This window comes from Phyllobacterium sp. SYP-B3895 (genome assembly GCF_009647635.1).
In the GTDB taxonomy this organism is placed as follows: domain Bacteria; phylum Pseudomonadota; class Alphaproteobacteria; order Rhizobiales; family Rhizobiaceae; genus Phyllobacterium; species Phyllobacterium pellucidum.
On sequence record NZ_WJIG01000002.1, the window covers coordinates 848871 to 873059 of the forward strand.

General features: G+C 60.4%; 19 protein-coding genes and 1 tRNA gene. 9 read left to right on the top strand and 11 right to left on the bottom strand.

Annotated elements, in window-relative coordinates; all coding sequences use genetic code 11:
• Nucleotides 1-6 precede the first annotated feature (6 nt).
• A complete protein-coding gene (locus GF108_RS10595; protein ID WP_153667914.1) occupies nucleotides 7-1173 on the bottom strand; it encodes an acetyl-CoA acetyltransferase in 1167 nt (388 codons plus the stop codon).
• 197 nt (nucleotides 1174-1370) lie between these two features.
• On the opposite strand from GF108_RS10595, the gene betI reads away from it, so the two are divergent.
• Genes betI through betB form a run of 4 tightly spaced genes read left to right on the top strand, consistent with a single transcriptional unit; the run spans nucleotide 1371 to nucleotide 6640 of the window.
• Nucleotides 1371-1964: a transcriptional regulator BetI gene (gene betI, locus GF108_RS10600; RefSeq protein WP_091919343.1), complete on the top strand. Its 594-nt coding sequence runs from the start codon at nucleotides 1371-1373 to the stop codon at nucleotides 1962-1964.
• On the top strand, nucleotides 1961-3487 hold the full coding sequence (gene betC / locus GF108_RS10605) for a choline-sulfatase (RefSeq protein ID WP_153667915.1): 1527 nt from the start codon (nucleotides 1961-1963) through the stop codon (nucleotides 3485-3487). Before betI ends, betC begins: the two co-directional genes overlap by 4 nt.
• An 8-nt stretch (nucleotides 3488-3495) precedes the next feature.
• A complete protein-coding gene (betA, locus tag GF108_RS10610; protein ID WP_153667916.1) occupies nucleotides 3496-5145 on the top strand; it encodes a choline dehydrogenase in 1650 nt (549 codons plus the stop codon).
• Between the two features lie 31 nt (nucleotides 5146-5176).
• Nucleotides 5177-6640, top strand: a complete 1464-nt coding sequence (betB, locus tag GF108_RS10615) for a betaine-aldehyde dehydrogenase (protein ID WP_153667917.1) — start codon at nucleotides 5177-5179, stop codon at nucleotides 6638-6640.
• A 14-nt stretch (nucleotides 6641-6654) separates the two neighbouring features.
• Here betB and GF108_RS10620 read toward each other — a convergent pair whose 3' ends face one another.
• Nucleotides 6655-8898: an AGE family epimerase/isomerase gene (locus tag GF108_RS10620; protein WP_246663907.1), complete on the bottom strand. Its 2244-nt coding sequence runs from the start codon at nucleotides 8896-8898 to the stop codon at nucleotides 6655-6657.
• A 190-nt stretch (nucleotides 8899-9088) separates the two neighbouring features.
• Between GF108_RS10620 and GF108_RS10625 the strand changes: the two genes are divergently transcribed.
• A tRNA-Pro gene (locus GF108_RS10625) sits at nucleotides 9089-9165 on the top strand.
• A gap of 243 nt (nucleotides 9166-9408) precedes the next feature.
• Here the strand turns inward: GF108_RS10625 and GF108_RS10630 are convergent.
• The 6 genes from GF108_RS10630 to ppaT form a co-directional block, all read right to left on the bottom strand.
• Nucleotides 9409-10182 carry an ABC transporter ATP-binding protein gene (locus tag GF108_RS10630; protein WP_153667918.1) on the bottom strand — a complete coding sequence of 258 codons (774 nt, stop codon included), beginning with the start codon at nucleotides 10180-10182 and terminating at the stop codon, nucleotides 9409-9411.
• Complete coding sequence (locus tag GF108_RS10635; protein WP_153667919.1) at nucleotides 10179-10979, bottom strand: ABC transporter ATP-binding protein; 801 nt, start codon at nucleotides 10977-10979, stop codon at nucleotides 10179-10181. The genes GF108_RS10630 and GF108_RS10635 overlap by 4 nt, the downstream gene beginning before the upstream one ends.
• Entirely contained in the window at nucleotides 10976-11791 is an 816-nt protein-coding gene (locus GF108_RS10640; RefSeq protein ID WP_153667920.1) for an ABC transporter permease, read from the bottom strand. Before GF108_RS10640 ends, GF108_RS10635 begins: the two co-directional genes overlap by 4 nt.
• Nucleotides 11788-12768 carry an ABC transporter permease gene (locus tag GF108_RS10645; protein ID WP_153667921.1) on the bottom strand — a complete coding sequence of 327 codons (981 nt, stop codon included), beginning with the start codon at nucleotides 12766-12768 and terminating at the stop codon, nucleotides 11788-11790. The genes GF108_RS10640 and GF108_RS10645 overlap by 4 nt, the downstream gene beginning before the upstream one ends.
• Nucleotides 12769-12855: 87 nt before the next feature.
• Entirely contained in the window at nucleotides 12856-14469 is a 1614-nt protein-coding gene (locus GF108_RS10650) for an ABC transporter substrate-binding protein (protein WP_153667922.1), read from the bottom strand.
• A 16-nt stretch (nucleotides 14470-14485) separates the two neighbouring features.
• Nucleotides 14486-15607, bottom strand: coding sequence for a pyridoxamine--pyruvate transaminase (gene ppaT / locus GF108_RS10655; RefSeq protein ID WP_370462126.1), 1122 nt, complete (start codon nucleotides 15605-15607; stop codon nucleotides 14486-14488).
• A 222-nt stretch (nucleotides 15608-15829) separates the two neighbouring features.
• On the opposite strand from ppaT, the gene GF108_RS10660 reads away from it, so the two are divergent.
• Entirely contained in the window at nucleotides 15830-16462 is a 633-nt protein-coding gene (locus GF108_RS10660; RefSeq protein ID WP_153667923.1) for a glutathione S-transferase family protein, read from the top strand.
• 12 nt (nucleotides 16463-16474) lie between these two features.
• On the opposite strand, the gene xth is transcribed toward GF108_RS10660, so the two are convergent.
• Entirely contained in the window at nucleotides 16475-17248 is a 774-nt protein-coding gene (gene xth, locus GF108_RS10665) for an exodeoxyribonuclease III (protein ID WP_370462127.1), read from the bottom strand.
• Nucleotides 17249-17395: 147 nt separating this feature from the next.
• On the opposite strand from xth, the gene GF108_RS10670 reads away from it, so the two are divergent.
• From GF108_RS10670 to GF108_RS10680, 3 genes are all read left to right on the top strand, one after another.
• Complete coding sequence (locus GF108_RS10670; RefSeq protein ID WP_153667924.1) at nucleotides 17396-17731, top strand: DUF427 domain-containing protein; 336 nt, start codon at nucleotides 17396-17398, stop codon at nucleotides 17729-17731.
• A 70-nt stretch (nucleotides 17732-17801) separates the two neighbouring features.
• Nucleotides 17802-19898, top strand: coding sequence for a catalase (locus tag GF108_RS10675; protein WP_153667925.1), 2097 nt, complete (start codon nucleotides 17802-17804; stop codon nucleotides 19896-19898).
• A gap of 172 nt (nucleotides 19899-20070) precedes the next feature.
• Nucleotides 20071-20841 (top strand): MgtC/SapB family protein, encoded by a 771-nt coding sequence (locus GF108_RS10680; protein WP_370462128.1) that lies wholly within the window; start codon nucleotides 20071-20073, stop codon nucleotides 20839-20841.
• 3 nt (nucleotides 20842-20844) lie between these two features.
• Here GF108_RS10680 and GF108_RS10685 read toward each other — a convergent pair whose 3' ends face one another.
• Both GF108_RS10685 and GF108_RS10690 read right to left on the bottom strand, forming a co-directional pair.
• A complete protein-coding gene (locus tag GF108_RS10685; protein WP_153667926.1) occupies nucleotides 20845-21726 on the bottom strand; it encodes a transglutaminase family protein in 882 nt (293 codons plus the stop codon).
• A gap of 8 nt (nucleotides 21727-21734) precedes the next feature.
• On the bottom strand, nucleotides 21735-24131 hold the full coding sequence (locus tag GF108_RS10690) for a circularly permuted type 2 ATP-grasp protein (RefSeq protein WP_153667927.1): 2397 nt from the start codon (nucleotides 24129-24131) through the stop codon (nucleotides 21735-21737).
• Between the last annotated feature and the right edge of the window lie 58 nt (nucleotides 24132-24189).

Here is a 24189-nt window from a genome sequence, read left to right on the forward strand (position 1 = left end):
CCGAACCTATTTGATCCGCTCGAGAACGGAAACGTAGTTGGCGACCGCCGCACCGCCCATGTTGAAGATGCCGCCAAGCTTTGCCCGAGGGACCTGGATGCCGCCTGCTTCACCGGTGAGCTGCATCGCCGACAGAACGTGCATCGACACCCCACTTGCGCCAATCGGATGGCCCTTCGCCTTGAGTCCTCCAGAAGGATTGACCGGAAGGCGTCCATCCACAGCGGTCTCGCCCTCAAGCGCGATCTTGGCGCCCTCGCCCGGTTTCGCCAAACCCATTGCCTCATATTCGATAAGTTCGGCAATCGTGAAGCAGTCATGAGTCTCGACGAAGGAGAGATCGTCGATTGTAACGCCGGCCTGCGCCAAGGCGCGCTTCCATCCTAACGCGCATCCTTCAAATGAGAGGATGTCACGCTTCGAGATGGGCAGGAAGTCCTGAACATGCTGGGCGGCACGGAATGCCACGGCGCGCTTCATTTTGAGTGCGGTTTCCGTATCGGTGAGGATAAGCGCCGCGGCGCCGTCGGAGACGAGCGAACAATCGGTGCGCTTGAGCGGGCCGGCCACGAATGGGTTCTTTTCGCTCTCCTGCCGGCAGAATTCATAGCCGAGATCCTTGCGCATCTGCGCATAGGGATTGCCGACGCCGTTCTTGTGATTCTTCGCGGCGATCATGGCAAGCGCATCGGACTGGTCGCCATATTTCTGGAAATAGGCGGCAGCGATCTGGCCGAAAACGCCGGCAAAACCCGCCGGAATATCGCCTTCCTCGGGAAGGTAAGATGCTTTCAGCAGATTTTTGCCGATCTCCGGGCCCGGGGTCGAGGTCATCTTCTCGACGCCGACGACGAGCACAACCTTGGCCGCTCCCGCGCGAATGGTCTTGATCCCCTGATGAACCGCCGCCGATCCGGTGGCGCAGGCATTTTCCACGCGGGTCGCTGGTTTGAAACGCAGCGCATCGCTGGCCTGGAGGACGAGGCTGGCGGTGAAATCCTGCGGCGAGAACCCCGCGTTGAAATGCCCTAGCACGATCTCGTCGACATCCTCTGGACCGATCCCGGCATGCTCCAGCGCTCCGATCGCGGCCTTGACGATCAGGCTTTCGACCGTTTCACCCTCGAGTTTTCCAAAAGGCAAATGCGCCCATCCGACGATGCAGGCTGTCATCTTGTTTCCTCCACAAATGTCATGGCCATTGACCTAACCACGATCAGACTTTTGTTCAAGGTGCATGCCCGTCGTGGCGAACAAGACCGCCCAAACTCGTGCTCTCAATCCTACTCCTTTCCACACACCGGCGCAGAGATTTTTATTGATTGACCAGTCAATCAAGAATAGATTTGCGGGAAACAGGATGCTTGGCAATGCCGAAATTAGGAATGGAGCCGTTGCGTAAACGCGAGTTGATCGATGCTGCGATCCGCACCATCGGCCAACGCGGCTCGCTTGATGTGACTGTTGCGGAGATCGCCCACGAAGCCGGTGTTTCAGCGGCGTTGGCGCATCACTATTTCGGCGGCAAGGAACAGTTGATCCTCGCAACCATGCGGCATCTCCTGAAGGAACTCGGCAACGATCTGCGCAATGCGCTGCACAAGGCGCCAACAGCCGCTGGGCGTGTTGCGGCGGTCATCGCAGTCAACTTTTCGGCCTCGCAATTCGCACCGGAGACGGTTGCAGCGTGGCTGACATTCTATGTTCATGCACAAAAATCCGATGAAACGCGCCGTCTCCTGCGCATCTATGCGAGGCGCACCCATTCGAACCTGGCCTATGCGCTCGGACAAATGACCGATCGGGCGACGGCAGCGCAGATCGCCGAAGGGGCAGGCGCAATGATCGACGGCCTCTATATCCGCCATGCGCTGCGCAATGGCGCACATGAGGCGGCGTCGGCCATCGCCCTCGTCGAAGACTACGTGAATATCAAACTCGCAGCCGCCGGAGCACTGCAATGACTAAGCCCAACATTCTCATTATCGTCGTCGATCAATTGAACGGCACGCTTTTTCCGGATGGCCCGGCGCCTTTCATCCACGCGCCGCATCTGAAGGCGCTTGCCAAGCGTTCAGCCCGATTTGCAAAAACCTATACCGCCTCGCCGCTCTGCGCCCCGGCGCGGGCATCGCTGATGTCGGGCCAACTGCCTTCGCGCACGCGGGTTTACGACAACGCTGCCGAATTCGCTTCGGACATTCCGACCTACGCGCATCATTTGCGCCGTGCCGGCTACTACACCGGGCTTTCCGGCAAGATGCATTTTGTTGGACCGGACCAACTCCACGGTTTCGAAGAGCGGCTGACCACCGATATTTATCCTGCCGATTTCGGCTGGACGCCTGACTATCGCAAGCCCGGCGAGCGGATCGACTGGTGGTATCACAATCTCGGATCGGTGACCGGCGCCGGCGTCGCCGAAATCACCAACCAGATGGAATATGACGACGAGGTTGCATTCCACGCCCGGCAGAAGCTCTACCAGCTTTCGCGCGAAGCCGATGATCATGCACGGCGCCCCTGGTGCCTGACCGTTTCCTTCACGCATCCGCACGACCCCTATGTCGCCCGCCGCAAATATTGGGACCTCTACGAAGGTTCGGAAGCCCTCGACCCCGCTGTCGGCGAGATTGGTTTTGCCGATCAGGACCCGCATTCGCAGCGCCTGCTCAAGGCCTGCGACTACGAGGCCTTCGACATTACGGCCGATCAGGTACGAAAGGCCCGCCAGGGCTACCTCGCCAACATTTCCTACATCGACGACAAGGTTGGCGAGATTCTCGACGTTCTGCAGACGACCCGGATGCTTGACAATACGATCATCGTCTTCACCTCGGATCACGGCGACATGCTCGGCGAGCGCGGCCTGTGGTTCAAGATGAACTTCTTCGAAGGCTCGGCACGCGTGCCGCTTATGATCGCTGGCAAGGGCATCGACGCGCAGCTTGTCGAGGCACCTGTATCGACGCTGGATATCACGCCGACACTGGCAGCACTTGGCGGTGTGGATATTGCCGAAGTATTGCCATGGACCGATGGTGAGGACCTTGGCCCGCTCATGCGCGGCGATGGGGCGCGCAAATCACCCGTGCTTATGGAATATGCGGCTGAAGGCTCCAATGCGCCGCTCGTTGCGCTGCGCGACGGCAAACACAAGTTCGTGCACTGCGAGATCGACCCGCCGCAACTCTTTGATCTTGAATCGGATCCGCACGAACTCAACAATCTTGCGGGCGATCCCGGTCATGCTGGGGTCGTCGCCGATTTCACGGCAAAGGCTCATGCGCGCTGGGATATGACCGCCTTCGATGCCGCAGTGCGCGAGAGCCAGGCGCGGCGCTGGGTGGTCTACGAAGCATTGCGCAACGGCTCGTACTACCCCTGGGACTATCAGCCGCTGCAAAAAGCCTCCGAGCGCTACATGCGCAATCATATGGATTTGAACGTTCTGGAAGAGAATGCCCGCTATCCGCGTGGCGAGTGAGACCGGGCATGGAAGCAGATTTCGTCATCATCGGTTCGGGTTCCGCCGGCTCCGCCATGGCCTACCGCCTGTCGGAAGATGGCAAGCATTCGGTGATTGTCATCGAATATGGCGGCACCGATATCGGGCCCTTCATCCAAATGCCGGCCGCGCTTTCCTTCCCGATGAACATGAGCACCTATGATTGGGGTTTCAGCTCCGAACCCGAGCCGCACCTCGGTGGTCGCAGGCTGGTCACGCCGCGTGGCAAGGTCATCGGTGGATCGTCGTCGATCAACGGCATGGTCTATGTGCGCGGCCACGCCCACGACTTCGATCACTGGGCCGAGACCGGCGCCGCCGGCTGGTCCTATGCCGATGTGCTGCCTTACTTCAAGCGGATGGAAAATTCGCATGGCGGCGAGGCGGGATGGCGCGGCACGGACGGACCGCTGAACGTCCAGCGCGGGCGCCGTGACAATCCCCTGTTTCACGCCTTCGTCGAGGCGGGCAAAGAAGCAGGTTTCGAAGTCACCGACGACTATAACGGCTCGAAGCAGGAGGGCTTCGGGGCGATGGAGCAAACGATCTACAAGGGGCGGCGCTGGTCGACGGCGAACGCCTATCTGCGCCCTGCCCTCAAGCGCCAGAATGTCAGCCTGATCAATGGGTTCGCGCGCCGCGTGATCATCGAGAATCAGCGCGCGACCGGCGTCGAGATAGCGCGGCGCGGCAAAACCGAAATTATCCGGGCGCGGCGCGAAGTGATCATTGCCGCCTCTTCCATCAACTCCCCCAAGCTGCTCATGCTGTCCGGCATCGGACGGGCCGAACATCTCAAGGCGCACGGGATCGAAGTTGTCGCTGATCGCACAGGTGTCGGCCAGAACCTGCAGGACCACCTAGAAGTCTATATCCAGCAGGAAAGCCTCAAGCCGATAACGCTCAATTCCAAACTCGGGCTTGTTTCCAAGGCGATGATCGGCGCCGAGTGGCTTTTCTTCAAGAGCGGGCATGGTGCGACAAACCATTTCGAATCCGCAGCCTTCGTGCGGTCGAAACCTGGTATCGATTATCCGGATATCCAGTACCATTTCCTGCCCGCCGCAATCCGCTACGACGGCAAGGCGGCTGCCAGGGGCCATGGCTTCCAGGCCCACGTCGGACCCATGCGCTCGAAGTCGCGCGGCAGCGTAACACTGCACTCATCGGATCCGTTCGAAAAGCCGAAGATCGTCTTCAACTACATGTCGCATCCGGACGACTGGAGCGACTTTCGCCACGCTGTGCGCCTGACCCGCGAGATATTCGGCCAGTCCGCACTTACCCCCTATCGCGGCCACGAAATTTCGCCGGGCTCGCACGTGCAATCGGACGATGAAATCGACGATTTCCTGCGCGAACATGCAGAGAGCGCCTTTCATCCCTGCGGTACCTGCAAGATGGGTGCGACCAGTGACCCGACCGCTGTGGTCGATCCGCAATGTCGTGTCATCGGGGTGGAGGGACTCCGCGTTGCCGACTCGTCGATTTTTCCGCGCGTGACCAACGGCAATCTCAACGGTCCGTCGATCATGACCGGCGAAAAGGCTTCGGACCATATTCTCGGTCGCGATCCACTGCCGCGTTCCAACCAGGAGCCGTGGATCAATCCGCGCTGGCAGGTGAGTGACCGGTAAGGTAACCATACGCATTCAAAGGAGAGCACCCATGCGCGCGCAGCCCAAGGCATCGCATTTCATCAACGGCCGGTTTGTCGAGGACAAGGCAGGCAAGCCGCTTGATGTGATCTACCCGGCTACCGGCGAGACCATTGCCAGGCTTTTCGGCGCAACGCCTGCCCTCATCAATGAGGCGGTTCAGGCGGCAGCCGCGGCGCAGCCCGCCTGGGCCGCGCTGAAACCGGTAGAGCGTGGCCGGATCCTGCGCCGCGCCGCCGATATCCTGCGCGCCCGCAATGCCGAAATCGCTGAACTTGAAACGCTCGATACCGGCAAGGCCATTCAGGAAACGCTCGTCGCCGATCCAGCCTCGGCCGCCGATGCACTCGAATTCTACGGCGGCATCATTGCTGGGTTTAATGGCGAGATGATCGAGCTTGGTGGTTCCTACGCCTATACGAGGCGCGAAGCGCTCGGCGTCTGCGTCGGCATCGGCGCCTGGAACTACCCTATCCAGGGCGCCGGCTGGAAATCGGCACCGGCTCTCGCAGCGGGCAATGCCATGATCTTCAAGCCTTCGGAAAACACGCCGCTTTCTGCTCTGGCGCTCGCGGAGATCTACAAGGAAGCCGGCCTGCCCGACGGCCTGTTCAACGTTGTCCAGGGTTTTGGCGATGTCGGCTCCCAGCTCGTCGACCATCCGCTCGTTGCCAAGGTATCGTTGACCGGATCCGTGCCGACCGGCAAGCGGGTTCTTGCCCAGGCCGGCTCGCACATGAAGCATGCGACCATGGAGCTCGGCGGCAAGTCCCCGCTCATCATCTTCGACGATGCCGACGTGGAGAATGCCGTCGGCGGTGCGCTTCTCGGTAATTTCTATTCGACCGGCCAGGTTTGCTCCAACGGTACACGTGTTTTCGTCCAGGGCGGTATCAAGGATCGCTTCCTGGAGCGCCTGACAACCCGCACGAAAGCCATCCGCCTCGGCGACCCGCTCGACCCTGACATCCACATTGGACCGCTCGTCAACGCGGCGCAGCGCGACAAGGTCGTGTCCTACATCGAGAAGGGCAAGGCAGAGGGGGCGACACTCCATTACGGCGGCGGCGTACCGCAGATGCAAGGGTTTGAAGGCGGCTGCTTCGTCGAGCCGACCATTTTTACCAATGTGACCGACGATATGATCATTGCCCGTGAGGAGATATTCGGGCCGGTCATGGCCGTTCTCGATTTCAAGGACGAGGCTGAGGTCATCGAGCGCGCCAATGACACGGAATTCGGACTGTCTGCCGGCGTGTTCACGCAGGATCTTGCGCGAGCGCATCGGGTCATCAGCCAGATGAAGGCCGGCACCTGCTGGATCAACACATATAATCTGGCGCCGGTGGAAATGCCTTTCGGCGGGTTTAAGCAGTCCGGCGTCGGCCGTGAGAATGGCCTCGCCGCGCTCTACCACTATAGCCAGATAAAATCGGTCTATGTGGAGACAGGCAAGGTCGAAAGCCCTTACTGATCGACCAGTAACCGTTACTTGCCGACATAATCCACGTATTGCGTGAGCGCGCAGACGAGGTGATAGAAGATCGAGGCGGGAACGTCTTCCGCCTTGGCGCGGCCGGTCTCGTCGATGAGATCGATCCACAGTCCCCTCGGCGCCGGTTCGATGTGCCAGCGGAACAGCCGGCCGACACGCGCCTCGATCTCCGGCTTCAAATTCGGGCCGCCATTGCCGTCGAGCGCGATAGCCGCCTTCACGGCTTCAGTCTGCGGCCAGCTGCGTGAATTGGTGTCGAGCGGCAGGCCATGGCGCGACACGGCGCCATAGGCAAGGCCCGTCGCCCGATTGAGGCCGTTGGCGATTGCCGAGGAATAGAGCTTTCGCGCAAAGCGTACGAGATCCTTTTGCCCGGATGCGGCGGCGAAATTGACGAGCAGCGAAGCCCATTCGAAATGGTGGCCGGGTTCGGTCCACTCACCTTCCTCGCCGGGCGCCCGCTCCCAATCATTGGTAAAGTACTCGCCGAGCGTCCAGGTTTCCGCGTCGAACATGTGGTGGCGGAAAAGGTCGACGATGCGCGCCGCCCGTTGCAGATAGTCGCGATTGCCGGTGGCGTTATACCAGGCCAGAAACGCTTCGAGCAGGTGCATGTGCGGGTTGGAGCGGCGCAGGCCCTTGCCGTCGGGGGTCTCGAGAAAGCCGGTCAGGCGCGCGTCGGCGAGATATTCGTCGATGAAGGCAAAGGTTTCGGTACCGAGCGCGAGCGCGCCCGAATGGCCAGCCTTATGCGCATGGGCAAGCGCCAGCAGGACGAAGGACTGGTCATAGGCGTCTTCCGTGGCATCGAGCACGCTGCCGTCCGGGTTGAAGGTCTTGACCCAGCCGCCGCGGTCGGTACGGCCGTTCCTGGTGATGAAATCGATGCCGTGATCGATCAGCGCCGCTGCCGGGCCGTCCCAGCCCATCTCGTGGGCGACGGCAAATGCATAAATCTGCCTGCCGATGGTGCGCATGCGTTTCGGCTTGGCAACCGGCGTCGCCTCGAAGGACAGCGCCTCGTGAAATCCGCCGAAACGCTCATCAACACCAACGGTCGACCACAGCGGCAGCGTCTCGCTGAACAGCCAGTGGCGTACACGGTTGGCATAGGCGCCGACCTGCGGGAGCCTGTCTTGCGAAGGGGTGAATTTGGTTTCGAGCCGTCCCGACTTTTCCAGTTGCTCGACGATCTTGCGCACGTTCTGGCTTTCGCTGACCGGTGCGACGAAGGTTGCATCCGCCGTGGCCACAACAGCGGTGTCGCGCAGGCCTACGACAGAAAGCAGCCCGCCTTCGCTGCGCAGATAGCTGTGCTCGCAGTCGATGGCGACGACATCACCAACGATGACGTTGCCGTTCGCGTCGACCGAACCGACATCGAGCAGCGACTGCCAGGAGCCGAGGTCGTTCCAGCGGAAGGTCGCCGGGACGAGCGCGATACCCGAAGCCCGTTCCATGATGGCGTAGTCGACGGAAATCGAGGGCACTTCGGCATAAAGCTCATAGGGAAGATAGGTGCCGGAAACATTGGTATCGGCAGCATCGAGCGCGGCGACGGCCTTGTCCCATATTTCCGCAGCGTGTGCTTTGAAGGCTGCGCGCATGGCGCTGGCACGGAAAAGAAAAATGCCGGCATTCCACAAAAAATTGCCCGATTCCAGATAGTCCCTGGCCTTGGCTTCGTTCGGCTTTTCGACAAAGCGCACGACATTGCGCGTGCCCTCGCCCGTCGCCCCGACCTCGATATAGCCGAAGCCGGTCTCGGGACGGTCCGGCTTGATGCCGAAGACGACGATCCGCCCGGCCTTTGCCGCGGCAACGCCGGCTTCGACCGTGATCCAGAAATCGCGATCGGTGGTGATCTCATGGTCGGAAGGCACGACGAGCACAAGGTCGTCGCCATGTTCCCGCAAGGTCACTTCGGTGGCAAGCACCACGGCCGAGGCAGTGTTGCGGCCCATCGGCTCGAGGATTGGCCGCCCACCCGCGAGGTCGACGCCGGCAAGATCATGCTGGATGCGCGCGGCGTGTCGTTCCGAGGCGAGAAGATAGACAGGTACGGCCGTGTCGTCTGCCCGCGCGCTCATGCGCCGGACCGTTCGCAACAACATCGAGCCCTGACCGGAAAGATTGTGGAACTGCTTCGGAAAATCCTCGCGCGACAGCGGCCATAGCCGCGAACCAACACCGCCGCTCATGACGAAGCTGATGATCTTCTGCTTTTCCGCCGCCATCGAACGCAGCCCCGCACTTTCTACGCATTGAAGACTTGATGCCAATCGATACAGGAGTTTGGAAGGCGATCACAGAGGAAAATAAGGCGTAGGACGCTCGGAAAAAGGTTTCCAGAGCATTATCAAAAAGTGGATAGAAACGACTTGCAGGTACCGAGACCGGACGGTATATACCGCGCGTCACTGGTTACGGAGTGTAGCGCAGCCTGGTAGCGCACCTGCTTCGGGAGCAGGGGGTCGGAGGTTCGAATCCTCTCACTCCGACCAGTTGAATCGGGCCCGATTTCCATTGCGGCCAGGACAAATCACTTAACCCCATGAGGTTAGCCCACAGTGGTGTAAATCCATCGCGGTGCAGCTTTGCTAGAATGGCGTGATCAATAAGGGGTTATTGATGTGAACGACGCTACTCTTATCCTGCTTTCCATCTTTACGGTCATCGGTGCATATCTGTTCTACGTGCCTCCGCTGTAGACCAAGCGGCCGGGCATTCGCGAATGTTTGCGCGCTTTAAAATAAGAGCCGCGGAACAGCCTCGATCAACGCACGCGTGGTCTCGGCTTTCGGCGCTTTGAGCACCGTCTCCGTATCGCCGCTTTCGACGATTCGCCCTTCGTCCAGTACGATCAAGCGCTCGGCGAAAGCGCGGACGACGGCAAGGTCGTGCGATATGAAAATATAGGCAACTCCAGTTTGCTCCTTCAGATCGAGGAGCAGGTTAAGGATCTGCGCACGCACCGAAACATCAAGCGCGGAAACGGGCTCGTCCAGAACGATCAGTTCCGGCTTCGTCATGATTGCCCTTGCTATCGCCACTCTTTGCCGCTGGCCGCCCGAAAGCTGACGTGGCGGACGATCGATCAAATCTGTGCCGAGGCCGACGCGCTCCAGTGCGGCGCCGATCGTCGCCGTATAGTCGCCGGGGTTGGCGAGCCCATGCAGGCGCAAGGGGTCCTCAAGAATATCGCGGACGGTGGCACGTGGATTGAAGGCCGCGAGCGGGTCCTGGAACACCATCTGGAATCGGCTGCGACGCCGGCGCAGACGCTCGCCGCGCAAGGCGGTGATATCCTGCCCGGCCAGATGGATCGATCCCTTGTCCGGGTCGGCAAGGCGCATGATCAGGCGCGCGAGCGTGGTCTTGCCTGAACCCGAAGCACCAGCCACGGCCAGCGTTTCGCCCGGAGCGAGCACAAAACTGATATCCCGCAGGCCAGCCCCGCCCCGATCGGCGAAGTGTTTGCTGATATTTTTGACTTCGAGGATCGGAGCGGGCGACGTCATTCGAGACCTGCCGTATCGATTTCGGCAAGGCGCTTTCTACGCGGCGTATCGAGCGAAATGTGCGTGTCGACAAGCGCACGCGTATAGGGGTGGCGGGGTGCGCCGACCACGTCTGCCGCAGGACCGAACTCCACGAGCCTTCCTTTATAGAGCACGCCGATCTTGTCGGCGCGCTCCGATGCCAGCGCGATATCGTGCGTGACGCAGATGAGCGTCAGCCCATTGTCCCTGACCAGCTGATCGAGCAGATTGACAATGTGTCGCTGTACGACGGTATCAAGCGCGCTGGTCGGCTCATCGGCAATGAGCAGCGAAGGGTTGCCCGCAAGCGCGATTGCAAGGGCGATACGTTGCTTCTGCCCCCCAGAAAATTCGTGCGGATAGCTATTAAGCCGTGTGAGAGGTCGTGGAATCTGGACCGCGTCCAGCAATTCGGCGGCGCGGACCCGGGCCGCAATCCAGCCAATCCCCTGGTGGATCATCGCAACTTCAGCTATCTGGTCACCCACATTCATCACCGGGTCAAGACTGCCATTAGGGTCCTGGAACAAAACACCAATATCCTTGCCCGGTCTTGGCTTGTATCCAAGTGCGGGAAAATCAACCGACCCTGTCGCCTTTGCCCCCTCGGGCAGAAGCCCGGCGACCGCCATTGCCAGCGTGGATTTCCCGGAACCGCTTTCGCCGATGAGCGCGAGCCTTTCACCTTGGCCAACCTCAAGCGAGATATCTTCAAGAGCAACGGCCGCGCCATAACGCACGCCGAGGCCTGCTATATGCAAATAGGGCTTGCTCATGGCTGCAGCCTTTCTGAGCGCGACAAGCCACGACCGAGCAAATGAACGGCAAGAACAGTAACGACAAGCGCAATTCCCGGGACGATGGAAAGGTATGGCGCGGAGCGAAGAACGGTGCGCCCTTCCGCAATCATGCTCCCCCAGGTCACGCGATTGGGGTCGCCGAAGCCGAGGAACGACAGGGCCGCCTCGATGAGGATGGCGGCGGCGACGGAAATAGCGGCAAGCGATGCTGCCGGCCCGAATGCATTGGGTAGAATTTCACGAAAGGCAATCTCGAGCGGGTGCATGCCAAGTGTGCGCGCCGCCGCTACAAAGTCGCGTTCGCGCAGCGACAGAACCTCGGCACGGGTGACGCGAGCCGCTTGAGTCCAGGTGCCGAGGCTGATTGCAAAGATGAGCGTCGGCACGCTGGGCCCGGTAACGCTGATGGCGGCAAGTGCCAGAAGAAAGCCGGGGACGGTCTGGAAAGCCTCGGTGATCCGCATCAGGATCGCATCGGCGATACCGCCGAGAAAACCCGCCAGCGTGCCGACGACGCTGCCGACGATGAGTGCCGCGGCGGCCGAAAAGAAGGCAACAAGCAGCGTGGTGCGCGTCCCGTGCAGGAGGCCGGCGAGCACGTCGCGGCCGAGCCGATCGGTCCCGAGCGGATGCGCTGCGTTGGCGAAGGGGTGAAGCAATGGTTCGCCGCTGATCGCCAAGGGATCCCCCGGCGCGAGGATGGGCGCAAGCAGCGCCATGAGGATGAGCGCCGTCAGGATTACCGCCCCGATCCGCCCTTCCCCGTTGAGATTGCGCCAGGCATTCATCGGCCGGTTCTCACGCGCGGATCGAGCTTGCCATAGGCGAGATCGACGAGAAGATTGGCGATTATAACGGTTATGGCGCTGCAAAGAATAATCCCGAGGAGCAGCGGTGTATCGCGCCGCGCCACCGCTTCGGCGGCGAGGCGGCCAAAGCCTGGAATGGCGAAGACGCTTTCGACCACGACGCTGCCGCCGAGCATGGCCGCCGCCTGAAGCCCAAGCATGGTGACGACCGGCAGCACCGCGTTGCGGGCGACATGGCGCCAGACGATACGCCAATGGCCGATGCCGCGCGCCCGCAGCGACTGCACAAATGGCTCGTGCCAGATTTCGCCCATGCGATCGCGCATGAGGCGTAAATAGAGCGCGAGGTAGACCATGGCGAGCGAGGTGACGGGCAGGATCAGGTGCGCGCCAATATCGCCGAGACGGGCGAACCCCGACTTGCCGGAAGCAATCGACTCGATGCCGCCGACAGGCAGCCAGCGCAGATCGACCGCGAAAATTACGATAAGCACCAAACCCAGCCAGAAACCCGGAACGGCATAAATCGCCAGCGAGGTGACCGAAAGAAATCGGTCGCGTATCGAACCGGGACTGGCGCCGGCAATCACGCCTAGCAAGGATCCAATGAAAAATGCCGGCGTCGTGGCAAGGGTCATCAACAGGAGGGTAATGGGCAGCCGCTCGAGGATCACCGAGCCGACAGGCCGCTGATATGCGGTGGACCAGCCGAGGTCTCCCTGCGCGAGTGCGGTGGCGTAGGCCTTGAAGCGGTAGGCGGGGCCCTTGTCGAGCCCCCACTCCTGGCGCAATTGCGCCAACTGCTCCGCGTCGAGCGTGCCCGAGCGCGCGACATAAGAATCGACCGCATCGCCCGATGCCGCCTCAAGCAGCAGGAAACTGCCGACGAGAACGATCGCCAGGACAGGAAGAGCGCCGAGCAGACGTTTCAGTAACAGGGAAACGAGAGGCGGCAAGATTACTCCGGTCGGGCGACGTGTGCGATTGATTCCAGCACTAGGCTAGAGGTTTTGCCATTGAAATTGAAGCGGTTCCTGTGGCTGCTATGGCTTCACCCAGACGTTCGACCAGTTGGAAACTGCCCAGCGCGGATTGTCCGACACGTTTTGCACCGAGTCGCGCGCAACCGTGATGAACGAGAATTCGGCGACATTGATCAACGGCAGATCGTCGGCAGCTTTCTTCTGCAGTTCCTTGTAGAGCCCTGCCCGCTTGTCTGCATCGATGGTCGAGGCAGCATCCTTGATCAGCTTGTCGATTTCGGCATTGGCATAGCCGTACTGGTTGGAAAAGGGAACGCCGGCCGGCAGACCGCTCTCAAACAGGATCGTCGTCGAGATTGCGGGATCTGAGCGGTAGACGGGCGTCGCCACCGTAATATCGAAGTTATGGTCTGTATAAACGGCCTTCAGGTGGGCTGGCGTGTCGTTGCTGACAATCTGGGCATCAATGCCGATCTTGGCCAGAGCCTGGCGAAGATAATCGCCGAACTGCTTGGTTTCGTTGAAGAACGGCGCCGGCAACAGTTTGAGGGTAAAACGATTGCCGTCAGCGCCGCGCTTGTAGCCGGCTTCATCAAGCAGCGCCTCCGCCTTCGCCGGATCGAAAGCATATTTTGTGACATCGGGTTCAAAGAACGTCTTGTCATAGGCGGGTACGGGTCCTGATGACGATTTCGCATAGCCAAGAAAGATCGTTTTCACAACAAAGTCGTGGTCGATGGCATGGGCGATCGCCTGGCGCACCTTGAGGTCAGCGAGTTCCTTGCGGCGATGGTTTATTTCCACGATGAGCTGATAAGTCAGGCCTTCATAGCCGTTGGCATAGACCTTGAGGCCCGGCACCTTCGAAATCCGGTCGAGGTCGCCAAGCGGAACCGCGGAAAAAGCTGCAAGCTGAATCTGTTCGGCCTCGAGCGCATTGCCGGCGGCGGCGCGATCGGGAAGGAACTGATAGACGATTTCGTCGAGCAGCGGCTCGTCCTTCTGCCAATAGGCGTCGTTGCGCTTGAGGAGATAATACTCGCCCGGCTTGTACTCGCCGAACTTGAACGGTCCCGTGCCGACCAATTGCTGATTGGCGGGATTCTTGGCGATGTCCGTGCCTTCGTAGATATGTTTCGGCACCACGGAGGTCACGACCGGCAAGGCGTTGCGAATGAGCTGGAACGGTGTCGGCTGCGAAAACTTCAGTATAGCCGTGTGGTCATCAGGCGTATCGACGCTGTCGAGGTTCTTGAACACAACGCGGCCGAGATTCTGCAATTTCTTCCAGACTTCGAGCGCAGAAAATGCAACGTCGGCGGAGGTAAACGGCTTGCCATCATGCCAGGTCACGCCCTCGCGCAGTTTGAATGTCGCCGACAATCCGTCGGGTGACCCCTCCCAGGACGTCGCAAGGCGCGGCGAAAGCCCGTCCTTGCCCTCGTAGGATTGCTCGGCGAGCGGCTCGATGACCTTGCTGGCCACGAAGAACACGCCGTTTGATGCAACGATAGCCGGGTTGAGATTGGCCGGTTCGCTATCACCGGCGACGATCAGACGGCCACCCTTGACCGGCTGCTCCGCCGCCCAGCCCCTGCCCCCGAGAGCGGCGATAGCACCGGCACTGGCGGTCGCAGCAAGAAATGCGCGTCGATGGAGGATGATACGGGACATTGGTAACCTCTCGGGCTCAAGTGGAAGTTCGATTTGACAGGATTTCGTCGAGGGCCTCGACGGCGGCGCGGGCAAAAGAAGGTTCGGCGGAGGCGCCCATATGGCCGACGCGCAGCACCTTGCCGGCGGTTTCGCCGCGGCCGAGCGAAACTAGAATACCGTGATCATCGAGCAGCCGGTCGCGCAGGGCGGCATCGCTCCAGCCCGCGGGCACGCGAAATGCGGTCGCCGTCGGCGCGCACCATTCTTCGCGCTTAGGCCAAAGCTGGACACCAATTTGCCTTAAGCCATCGCGCATAATCGCCGCCGTTCGTGCGTGGCGGGCCCAGACATTTTCGGCGCCTTCGCTGAAATAGCGATCGAGCGCGGCGTCGAGGCCGTATATCTCCGAGATCGACGGCGTTACGGGGAAGCTTCGTCCAGGCTCCGACGCGTCCTTCCATCCAAGGAGACTGAGGAACGAGCCGCGCGGCGCGTCGCTGTTCGCCTCGATCTTTTGCCAGGCACGCTCGCTTACCGAAATGAGGCTTAAGCCCGGCGAAGCGCCGAGACACTTCGATGGCGAGGTGATGAAAATATCCGCATGTACGGCGTCGGGATGGACATCAAGGCCGGCAAAGGAAGAAACGGCATCGACAATGAGGTAGGCCCCGTGTTCAGCGACGACCTTGCCGATCTCGGCCAAGGGATTGAGCGTACCGGATGGCGTATCGTGGTGACAGACCGAAACGACCGTGATCTCCGGCCGGCGCCGCAGGACCTGGCGAACCGCCTCGGCATCGATCACTTCGTCAAATGGAACGGCAAGCTCGACAACCTCCTTGCCATAACGCGCCGCCCAGGCGGCAAAGCCCTTGCCGTAGACGCCGGATACGAGGTTGAGGACGATGTCGCTCTTTTCGATCAGCGCCGCAGCGGCCGCCTCGATACCGAGGATCGCCTCGCCCTGCATGATGACTGGCGCGAGCCGGGACCGCATGGCCCTGCGCAGTTTATCGATGACATCCGCATAGTAGGTCTGGAATGCGGGGTGATAATCGTAAAGTACCGGCCGACCCATTGCCTGGAGCACCTCGGGGTAAACCGGGACAGGCCCGGTCGTCAGCATCATTGGCAGAATGGGAAGCCTGGATTGCACTGCCGAACTTGTCCCGTCCTCATCGATGCTCTGTCGCCGACGCAGACCATATTCTGCCGAATGCCGGAAACCAAGGAAAACTCTTTCAAACCTTGGCCGTTCGGCAATGCGAATATTTCGAAGCTTCGAACCCGGGCCTCGGCTCTCAAGGAACTTTCTGGCGCAGGCTTCATTTGTTCGCCATAGTAAATCCCTGGCCCAGACAAGAGACAGGACGGCACCATGAGCAAATATGTCTTGATCGGTTCGGAAGGATGTGGATCGGTGATCGTCGAACTCGCCATGCGCGAAGCCCAGGCAGAGTTCGAACTCGAAGAAATTCCCTACCTCGAACCTGGACCGGACCGTGACCGTCTGCTCGAACTCAACCCGCTGGGGCAGGTTCCGACGCTTATCATGCCAGATGGCAGCGTGATGACCGAGAGCGCGGCGATCATCCTCCACCTTGCGGATGCCTTCCCCGACCAGCGCTTCGTGCCCTCATCCAGCGATCCGCAGCGTCCAGCGTTCCTCCGCTGGCTGCTCTATATCAACAGCGAGATTTATCCAACGACGACGTTCGCCGACGATCCCGACCGCTGGAAAATATCCGAGACAAAAAGCCAGCCATACAAGGATGCCATCGATCAATACCGGATGGAGTTGTGGGCAAATGTCGAGCAGGTTGCCGACGATCCCTATTTTCTTGGCGAAAGGCTTTCGGCGATCGACTTCTACATTGCGGTGATGCGCCATTGGCGGCCGGGCAAGAAAGCCTTCGCCAAGGCCTTGCCCAAGCTCAACACGATTGCCGACAACGTCTCCCGCCTCCCCCAGTTCGAGCCGATGCTGAAGCGGAATTTCCCTGATTCGTGACAAGGAAAAGCTTCAATCCTCGAATTCGGCCCAGGTAGGCGCGTGGTCGCTTGTATTGGCCAAGCTCCGCGCGTCGCGGTTGACGCCCGCATCCGTCACCCGTTCATAGGCCGCGGGCGATGCCATCAGCATATCCAGCCGCAAACCTGCATCGCGATCCCATGCATTGCGCATATAGTGCCAGAATGAATACATTGGCTCGTCCGGATAAAGCGCGCGCACGACGTCGACCCACCCTTGCGCCGACAGCTTGGCGAAGGCCTCCCTGCTCTCCGGTTGGAGCAAGGCATTGTCCATCCACGAGCGCGTATTGTAGATATCGAAATCGGTCGGAACCACGTTGAAGTCACCCGCCAGGATGACCGGTATGTCCATTTCGAGAAGTTCCGCCGCGTATAGGTGCAGGCGCTTGAACCAGGCGAGCTTGTATTGAAATTTCGGCCCGGGTTGCGGGTTGCCGTTCGGCAAATAGATCGACGCGATCAGCACGCCGTTCACTGCTGCCTCAATGTAGCGGCTTTGCACATCCTCGGGGTCACCCGGCAGCCTGTCGCGCGTGAGGATCGGCTTGGCGCCGCGCGCAAGGATCGCAACGCCGTTCCATGATTTCTGGCCTTTCCAGACCGCTTCATATCCGGCATCGCGCAGCGCCTCTGCCGGAAAGCTCGCATCCTCGCACTTCAACTCCTGCAGGCAGACGACATCCGGCGCGGACGTTTCCAACCAATGCAGAAGATTCGACAGTCGCTTGTTGATATTGTTGATATTGTATGTGGCGATCTTCACTGGCGATCCTGGTTGTCCGCTCCCATATGATTTCTACATCATTTCGGAGCGCCGCCAAGCGTTCTTGCCAAGCCAATGCGGAACCTTCGGCGCAGCTTTTTGCTTTTGCATTGAAAGACGTGGACGAAATCAACCGAGGAGCAGGATATGAATCGCGGCATCACCATTAATCCGCATCCGGAGCCGGTAACGGTCCGGTTCCACGACGTCGTGATAGCGTCGAGCGATCATGCAGTCGAACTGCACGAGCCCGGACACGAGCCGGTCCTCTATTTCCCCTTCGACGACATCTATTTTGTCCATCTCGAAAAGACCGAAACGCACACGGAGTGCCCATGGAAAGGTACCGCTTCCTATTGGCGTGTGCTCGGTCAGGGCGAGGCCTCGGACGATGCCATGTGGTCCTATGAGGATCCTAAGCCGGAGGTCGCGGCCATCCGCGGCTATGGCGCGTTCGATCAGAGGAAAGTCAGGTTCGAATAGGACGCCGTTTGGAACCTTGGCGCCTGCCCCTTCGTTAGGAAGTATTCCCACTGAAAACGAGGATGGTACCATGGCCACGGAAAACAATTTCGTCACCGACCGGGGTAATGGCGGTGAAACCCATCAGCATGTGCCCGAAAAAGGCCCGCATGGGGCCGAGGGGCGACTCACCACCAACCAGGGCATTCACGTTAGCGACAACCAGAACAGCTTGCGATCCGGGGAACGCGGACCGACCCTGCTCGAAGACTTCGTCCTGCGTGAGAAGATATTCCATTTCGACCACGAGCGCATTCCCGAGCGCATCGTCCATGCCCGCGGATCGGCGGCCCATGGCTATTTCGAGCTCTACGAATCCCTTGCCGACATTACCAAGGCCGACCTCTTTCAGCGCAAGGGCGAGAAGACGCCGGTTTTTACCCGTTTCTCCACCGTGGCTGGAGGTGCGGGATCAGTCGATACACCGCGTGACGTGCGCGGGTTCGCAGTCAAGTTCTATACCAAGGAAGGCAACTGGGACCTCGTTGGCAACAACATCCCGATCTTCTTTATCCAGGATGCGATCAAATTTCCCGACCTCGTTCACGCGGTGAAGATGGAGGCCGATCGCGCGTTCCCGCAAGCAGGCAGCGCGCATGATACGTTCTGGGACTGGGCCTCGCTCATGCCCGAAACGACGCACATGTTGATGTGGGCCATGTCTGACCGGACCATCCCCCGGTCCTTCCGCACCATCGAGGGCTTCGGCATCCACACCTTCCGTCTCGTTAATGCCAAGGGCGAATCCACCTTTGTCAAATTCCATTGGAAGCCCAAGCTCGGTCTGCAATCGACCGTCTGGGACGAGGCACTCAAGCTGCAAGCGGCGGACAATGATTATCACCGCCGCGATCTGTGGGAAGCAATCGAATCCGGCAATTTCCCCGAATGGGAACTTGGCCTCCAGCTTTTCGACGAGAAGTTTGCAGACGCCCAGCCCTATGATGTGCTTGACCCGACCAAGATCATTTCTGAAGAAGTCATTCCGGTGCGCAGGGTCGGACGGCTCGTCCTCGATCGCAACCCTGACAACTTCTTCGCCGAGACCGAACAGGTCGCCTATTGCCCGGCGAACATCGTCCCGGGTGTCGATTTTACCAACGATCCGCTGCTCCAGGGCAGGCTCTTCAGCTATCTCGACACGCAAAAATCGCGGCTTGGCACGGCCAATTTCCATCAGCTTCCGATCAATGCGCCGAAATGCCCGGTGATGAATTTCCAGCGCGACGGCCAGATGCAGATGAATGTTCCGAAAGGACGCGCCAACTACGAACCCAACAGCCTTGCCGCGCATGGCGAGGAAGGCGGGCCGCGCGAATGTCCGGTCACCGGGTTTACGACTGCAGAAGGCCGGACCGATCAAGCGGAAACCGGTAGCAAATTGCGGATACGTGCAGAACTCTTTGCAGATCACTATAGCCAGGCAAGATTGTTCTGGCGCTCGCAGCAGCCTTCCGAACAGGCGCACATCGCCTCATCCTTCGTGTTCGAGCTCTCGAAGGTCACTCTTGCTCAGGTACCGCCCCGCATGCTCGCAAACTTGCGCAACGTTGACGAAGATCTCGCCAAGCGCGTGGCAAACGGGCTTGGCATCGAATTGCCGGAAAAGTCGCAGGCCGCGCGCGCGCCGCTCGACATGGAGCCCTCACCTGCTCTTAGCATCCACGGAAACATGAAACCCACGCTTGATGGACGTTCGGTTGGTATCCTGATCGATGACGGCACCGATGCCGCCGCGCTTGCGGCGCTAACCAATGCAGTCAAGCAGGCAGGCGGCAAACCCGTCATCGTCGCGCCAAAGATCGGCGGCGCCAAACTGGCCAATGGCGATACAATGAAAGCCGATGGTCAATTGCTCGGTACGCCGTCGCAATTGTTCGACGCTGTCGCGGTTATCGTCTCCGCCGATGCTGCCGGCAGGCTGGCGAATGAAGGAGCGGCAAAACAGTGGGTGATGGACGCCTTCGGCCATCTCAAGGCGATCGGCTATGCGGCCTCGTCCAGGGCTTTGCTCGACGCCGCCGGTATCAAGGACGATGCCGGCGTCGTGCCGGTTGAAAAAGGCTTCACCGATGCTGCGACCAAGCGTTATTGGGACCGCGAGCCGAAACTGAGGATGCTCGCCTAGGCGAAAGCCAGTGGAGACGGAAGCGCATTGACAATTTGTTTCCCCTCTGCACGATCCTCTCCACCGTCATGCTCGAGACTTGATCTCGAGGATTAACTTTCCGTGCAGGCTCGTTGGTCGTGCATGCCACACCTACCTGTGGGTTATCGGGATGTAGGCCGAGGATGACGGTGTGGGGGGCCAAGGCGCTGACGTCACCCCTTTCGTGGCGAGGAACAAGCCTCAAGGTGCAACGGTGGAGCTTTATCTGACATGGGAAGACATCGCCATTCGCCTCGGCCTCACCGTCGTGGCGGGTGCGATCATCGGGTTCAACCGGGAGGCCAGCGGACACGCTGCCGGCCTGCGGACCACGCTCCTGGTCGGCCTTGCCGCCTGCATGGCGATGATACAGGCCAACCTGCTTCTGACAACAGTCGGCAAGCCGCCTGATTCTTTCGTCAATATCGACGTGATGCGCTTGCCGCTCGGCATACTCACCGGCGTCGGCTTCATCGGCGGCGGCGCGATCTTCAAGCGCGGCGACCTCGTAAGCGGGGTGACGACTGCGGCGACGTTGTGGATCATGACGGCGATCGGGCTCGCTTTCGGCAGCGGCCTCATCGAACTGGCATGCGTCGCGACTGCCCTTGTCTATTTGATCCTTTGGGCGATGAAACTTATCGATATCCGGATCTCGCGTGAGCGAAAGGCGTTTCTTACGATCGTGCGCGAGGACGGCGAAACGCCGCGCACATTTGAGCAGGAACTCGCGTCCATCGGCTATCGGGCGCGCTTCATGAAACAATACCGCCGGCCTGACAGTAACCACGTGACGATTACCTATGAGGTGCGCTGGCACAGGCAGGAGATCGCCGGACCGCCGCTCGATCTGATCGAGTTCGTCGAGAAAAAGTACACGATCGAACTGTTCGACACGATCCTCGACTCCGATCGCGGCTGAGCGCTAGAGCTCAAGCGGGATGACATCGACGGACTGCTTGCCTTCCTGTGAACCGCTGGTCTTCAAGATGCCAACGATCGGCGACACATCGGCGTAGTCGCGGCCATAGCCGATGGTGATGTGGTCATTGCCGGCAACCATGTTGTTGGTCGGGTCGAACTCCTGCCAGCCGGCTTCGCGGCCGCACCAGGCCCGCACCCAGGCGTGCATCGCGTCGGCGCCCTCGAGCCGCTCCTCGCCCGGTGCCGGTATGGTGCGAAGGAAACCGCTGACATAGCCGGCCGGGATGCCGAGTCCGCGCAATCCGGCGATCATCACATGGCTGAAATCCTGGCAGACCCCAGCCTTGAGGTCGAATGCCTGCCGTGCCGACGTGCGCACGTCGGTCGCCTCGCCGTCATAGGTGAAGTCCTTGTAAATGCGGTGGTTGAGGCTGTTCACGACCTCCATCACAGTGCGCGCCTGGGCAAGGCTCTCCGCCGCATAAGCGGTTATCTGCGGATCGATTGCGGCATAATCGGTGGAGTTCAGAAAGTGATGCGGTGCGTCCGCTGCTATCGACCGAACACTGCGTATTTCCTTCTGAAGGCCAGCCATGTCCGGCGATACATCGAGCATTGTCGGCGGACGTGTGACATTCACCCGCGCCGTCATCGTCACATCGAGCGTCTCGTGCGGATTGCGGTAGGCTATCGATGTTACGGTGTTGGCGAAAAAATCGGTAAACTCGTATCGTTCGGCCGCAGACGGGTCGAAGGACAGGCTTGAGGCGATCACCCGCTGGATGCCCGGCATCGTCTGCGGCATGACGCGAATATGATGACGTCCACCGGCGGCGGAACGCTCATAATCATAGTGGAGATGCAGGCGGATATTGTAGAGCATCGGTCGCCTCAGGCGAAATAGGTGTCGGAGATCGTATCGGAGAGCACTCCGATTTCATAGGCAAGTCCATGGAGCTTATCCGGCGTGAGCTCCGACGCTTCCATAATCGCAAGGTCGGTGTGGAGCCGAAGCACCTTCTTCATAAGTACGGGCATCTCGGTGCTCGAATCGCGCGCCGGCAGAAGCCCGAACTCCGTCTTCAGGGCCTCCAGCTGGAAAAGAATGGAGCGCGGGTTGAGCGGATCGAGCGCCAGAAGATCGAGCACGCTGAGGCGCCCGGAATAAACGCTGTATTGGCGCCGGTGGGTCATGACGCTGTCGCCGATCTCCAGCAGCATTTCGAGCGCCCCATCTGCTGCGTCCGGACGCGATAGCGTTGCAAGGATGCGCGCCATTCCGATGCTGCGCTCGATGCGGCGTCCGATTTCAAGGAAGCGCCAGCCGGTGAACCGGTACATGTTTTCGTGCACGAGGCCGGAAAAGCCCGCAAGCTTGCGCAGGACGATTGTCATTGCCCGGGTTGTGTCGTCGCCCGCAGCCACCACATCATGAAAACGGTGGATCGTCTTTGAAAGGTCCCGCAAGGCCAGCCAGCCATCCGGCGAAAAGCGATCGCGAATACGGCTGGCGCTGAGCATTGCTCCGTCGATCGAGCGCGAGAGGCCCTTTGGAATGGCGCTGTCGAGATCGACGCCGAGAGGCTTCAGATAGGCACGCATTTCGGCGAGCAGCGGAAGTTCCCTGTTGGCCGCCTCCGCATGACGCGCGTGGCAGGCCCGGAGGATGCGCGCGGTTCCTTCCGCCCGCTCGATATAGCGTCCCATCCACATCAGATTTTCAGCGGCACGGCTCGGGAGCGTTCCCGGCACGTTGCGCCGGAAAGCGTCATCCTCGCGCGGCAGCAGCGTGTCCTTGCCGACCGGTCCGCTGCTCGTGATCCACACGTCGGCGGCCTGCCCGCCACGCTGCATGGCGATCGCAGCAGTGTCGAGGGTAAGGCCCACGCGCGCAAAACCGCCGGGCAGAAAGCTCCAGCCATGCTTGGTCCGCGCGGCGAAGACCCGCAATACGAAGGGGCGCGGCTCCAGCTTGCCGTCGACATAAACCGGCGTCGTCGAAAGCTTGACCGCCTCCTGCCCGACAAGGCTGCGCCCGTCATCCTTCAGCCGTAAAAGCAGTTCGCTACGTGCGCCATCGTCAAGGCCGGCGCCGAGCGCGGTCGCGCCCATGTCCTCAAACGGCAATTGTCTCGACATCGCCGGCCCGACCATCATCTGGTCAAGGTGGTCCATGACGTGCCGGCGCTCCTTGTCCTGGCCGCACCACCATGTGGCGATGCTCGGCAGAGCAAGGTCGCGCCCATGCAGCGCGTTGGAAATGGCCGGAAGAAACGCCAACAGAGCGCGCGTCTCCAGAATGCCGGAGCCAAGTGCGTTGACGAGCGAGACAGAACGTTGCCGGAGAGCCCCCACCATGCCGGGGGTGCCAATCCAGGAATCTGCCTTCAGTTCAAGCGGATCCATATAGGCGGCGTCCATCCGTCGCCACAGCACATCCACGGGCTTGAGGCCCGAAACGGTGCGCACCATGACCTTGCCCTTGCTGACGGTGAGATCATCACCCTCCAGGAGCATGAAGCCGAGATAGCGCGCGATATAGGCGTGTTCGAAATAGGTTTCGTTGTTGGGTCCGGGCGTGAGGATTGCTGCACGTCCCTGCGGATTCTTAACCTGCGCCTGCAGCGAATCGCGAAACTCCTTGAAGAATCCGGCAAGCCTGTGAACGTTCATGGACGCGGAAACATCCGCGAGGGCCCGCGTACTTGCGACGCGGTTTTCAAGGGCAAAACCCGCACCCGACGGCGCCTGCGTGCGGTCGCCGAGAACCCACCACCTGCCGTTGGGCGCCCGGCCGAGTTCGAAGGCGCAAAAATGCAGAAAATGCCCGCTCGCCGGTTTCACGCCTGCCACTGCATGCAAATATTCGGAATTCGAAGCAATCAGATCGGGCGGCAGCAGGCCCTCGCCGATCAGCCGGTTCTCGCCATAAATGTCGGCGACGATGTCTTCCAGGAGATCCGCGCGCTCGGCAAGACCGCGCGTGATCGACTGCCAGTCATGCTGGTCAATCAGAAGCGGGATATGCGCCAGCGGCCATTCTCGTTCCTGTGTGCCGGTTTCGTCGTAGACCCGGTAATAAACGCCCGCATCGTGCAGATATTGGCTGGCCTTGGCAAAGCGGGTCGCGAGCTTTTCAGGACCAATTTGATCGAGTTTGCGAAGCAGGGATTCCCAACCCGGACGCACTGCGCCGGATGGGTCGATCATCTCGTCGGCAACATTGGGCAGCGGTTGATAACCCGCGAGCAGCCCTGATACATTTGGCGCTCTCACGGGCGATGGCATGGTTGCACACCCCCTGCGCCGCGGCAGCGGGGCATCTGGCTAGACAGAGCCGGGGTAA

What these genes read in the sequence shown, in the direction of transcription:
- GF108_RS10595 (WP_153667914.1), bottom strand. Translation starts at nt 1,173, where the DNA reads ATGACAGCCTGCATCGTCGGATGGGCGCATTTGCCTTTTGGAAAACTC.
- betI (WP_091919343.1), top strand. Translation starts at nt 1,371, where the DNA reads ATGCCGAAATTAGGAATGGAGCCGTTGCGTAAACGCGAGTTGATCGAT.
- betC (WP_153667915.1), top strand. Translation starts at nt 1,961, where the DNA reads ATGACTAAGCCCAACATTCTCATTATCGTCGTCGATCAATTGAACGGC.
- betA (WP_153667916.1), top strand. Translation starts at nt 3,496, where the DNA reads ATGGAAGCAGATTTCGTCATCATCGGTTCGGGTTCCGCCGGCTCCGCC.
- betB (WP_153667917.1), top strand. Translation starts at nt 5,177, where the DNA reads ATGCGCGCGCAGCCCAAGGCATCGCATTTCATCAACGGCCGGTTTGTC.
- GF108_RS10620 (WP_246663907.1), bottom strand. Translation starts at nt 8,898, where the DNA reads ATGGCGGCGGAAAAGCAGAAGATCATCAGCTTCGTCATGAGCGGCGGT.
- GF108_RS10630 (WP_153667918.1), bottom strand. Translation starts at nt 10,182, where the DNA reads ATGACGTCGCCCGCTCCGATCCTCGAAGTCAAAAATATCAGCAAACAC.
- GF108_RS10635 (WP_153667919.1), bottom strand. Translation starts at nt 10,979, where the DNA reads ATGAGCAAGCCCTATTTGCATATAGCAGGCCTCGGCGTGCGTTATGGC.
- GF108_RS10640 (WP_153667920.1), bottom strand. Translation starts at nt 11,791, where the DNA reads ATGAATGCCTGGCGCAATCTCAACGGGGAAGGGCGGATCGGGGCGGTA.
- GF108_RS10650 (WP_153667922.1), bottom strand. Translation starts at nt 14,469, where the DNA reads ATGTCCCGTATCATCCTCCATCGACGCGCATTTCTTGCTGCGACCGCC.
- GF108_RS10660 (WP_153667923.1), top strand. Translation starts at nt 15,830, where the DNA reads ATGAGCAAATATGTCTTGATCGGTTCGGAAGGATGTGGATCGGTGATC.
- GF108_RS10670 (WP_153667924.1), top strand. Translation starts at nt 17,396, where the DNA reads ATGAATCGCGGCATCACCATTAATCCGCATCCGGAGCCGGTAACGGTC.
- GF108_RS10675 (WP_153667925.1), top strand. Translation starts at nt 17,802, where the DNA reads ATGGCCACGGAAAACAATTTCGTCACCGACCGGGGTAATGGCGGTGAA.
- GF108_RS10685 (WP_153667926.1), bottom strand. Translation starts at nt 21,726, where the DNA reads ATGCTCTACAATATCCGCCTGCATCTCCACTATGATTATGAGCGTTCC.
- GF108_RS10690 (WP_153667927.1), bottom strand. Translation starts at nt 24,131, where the DNA reads ATGCCATCGCCCGTGAGAGCGCCAAATGTATCAGGGCTGCTCGCGGGT.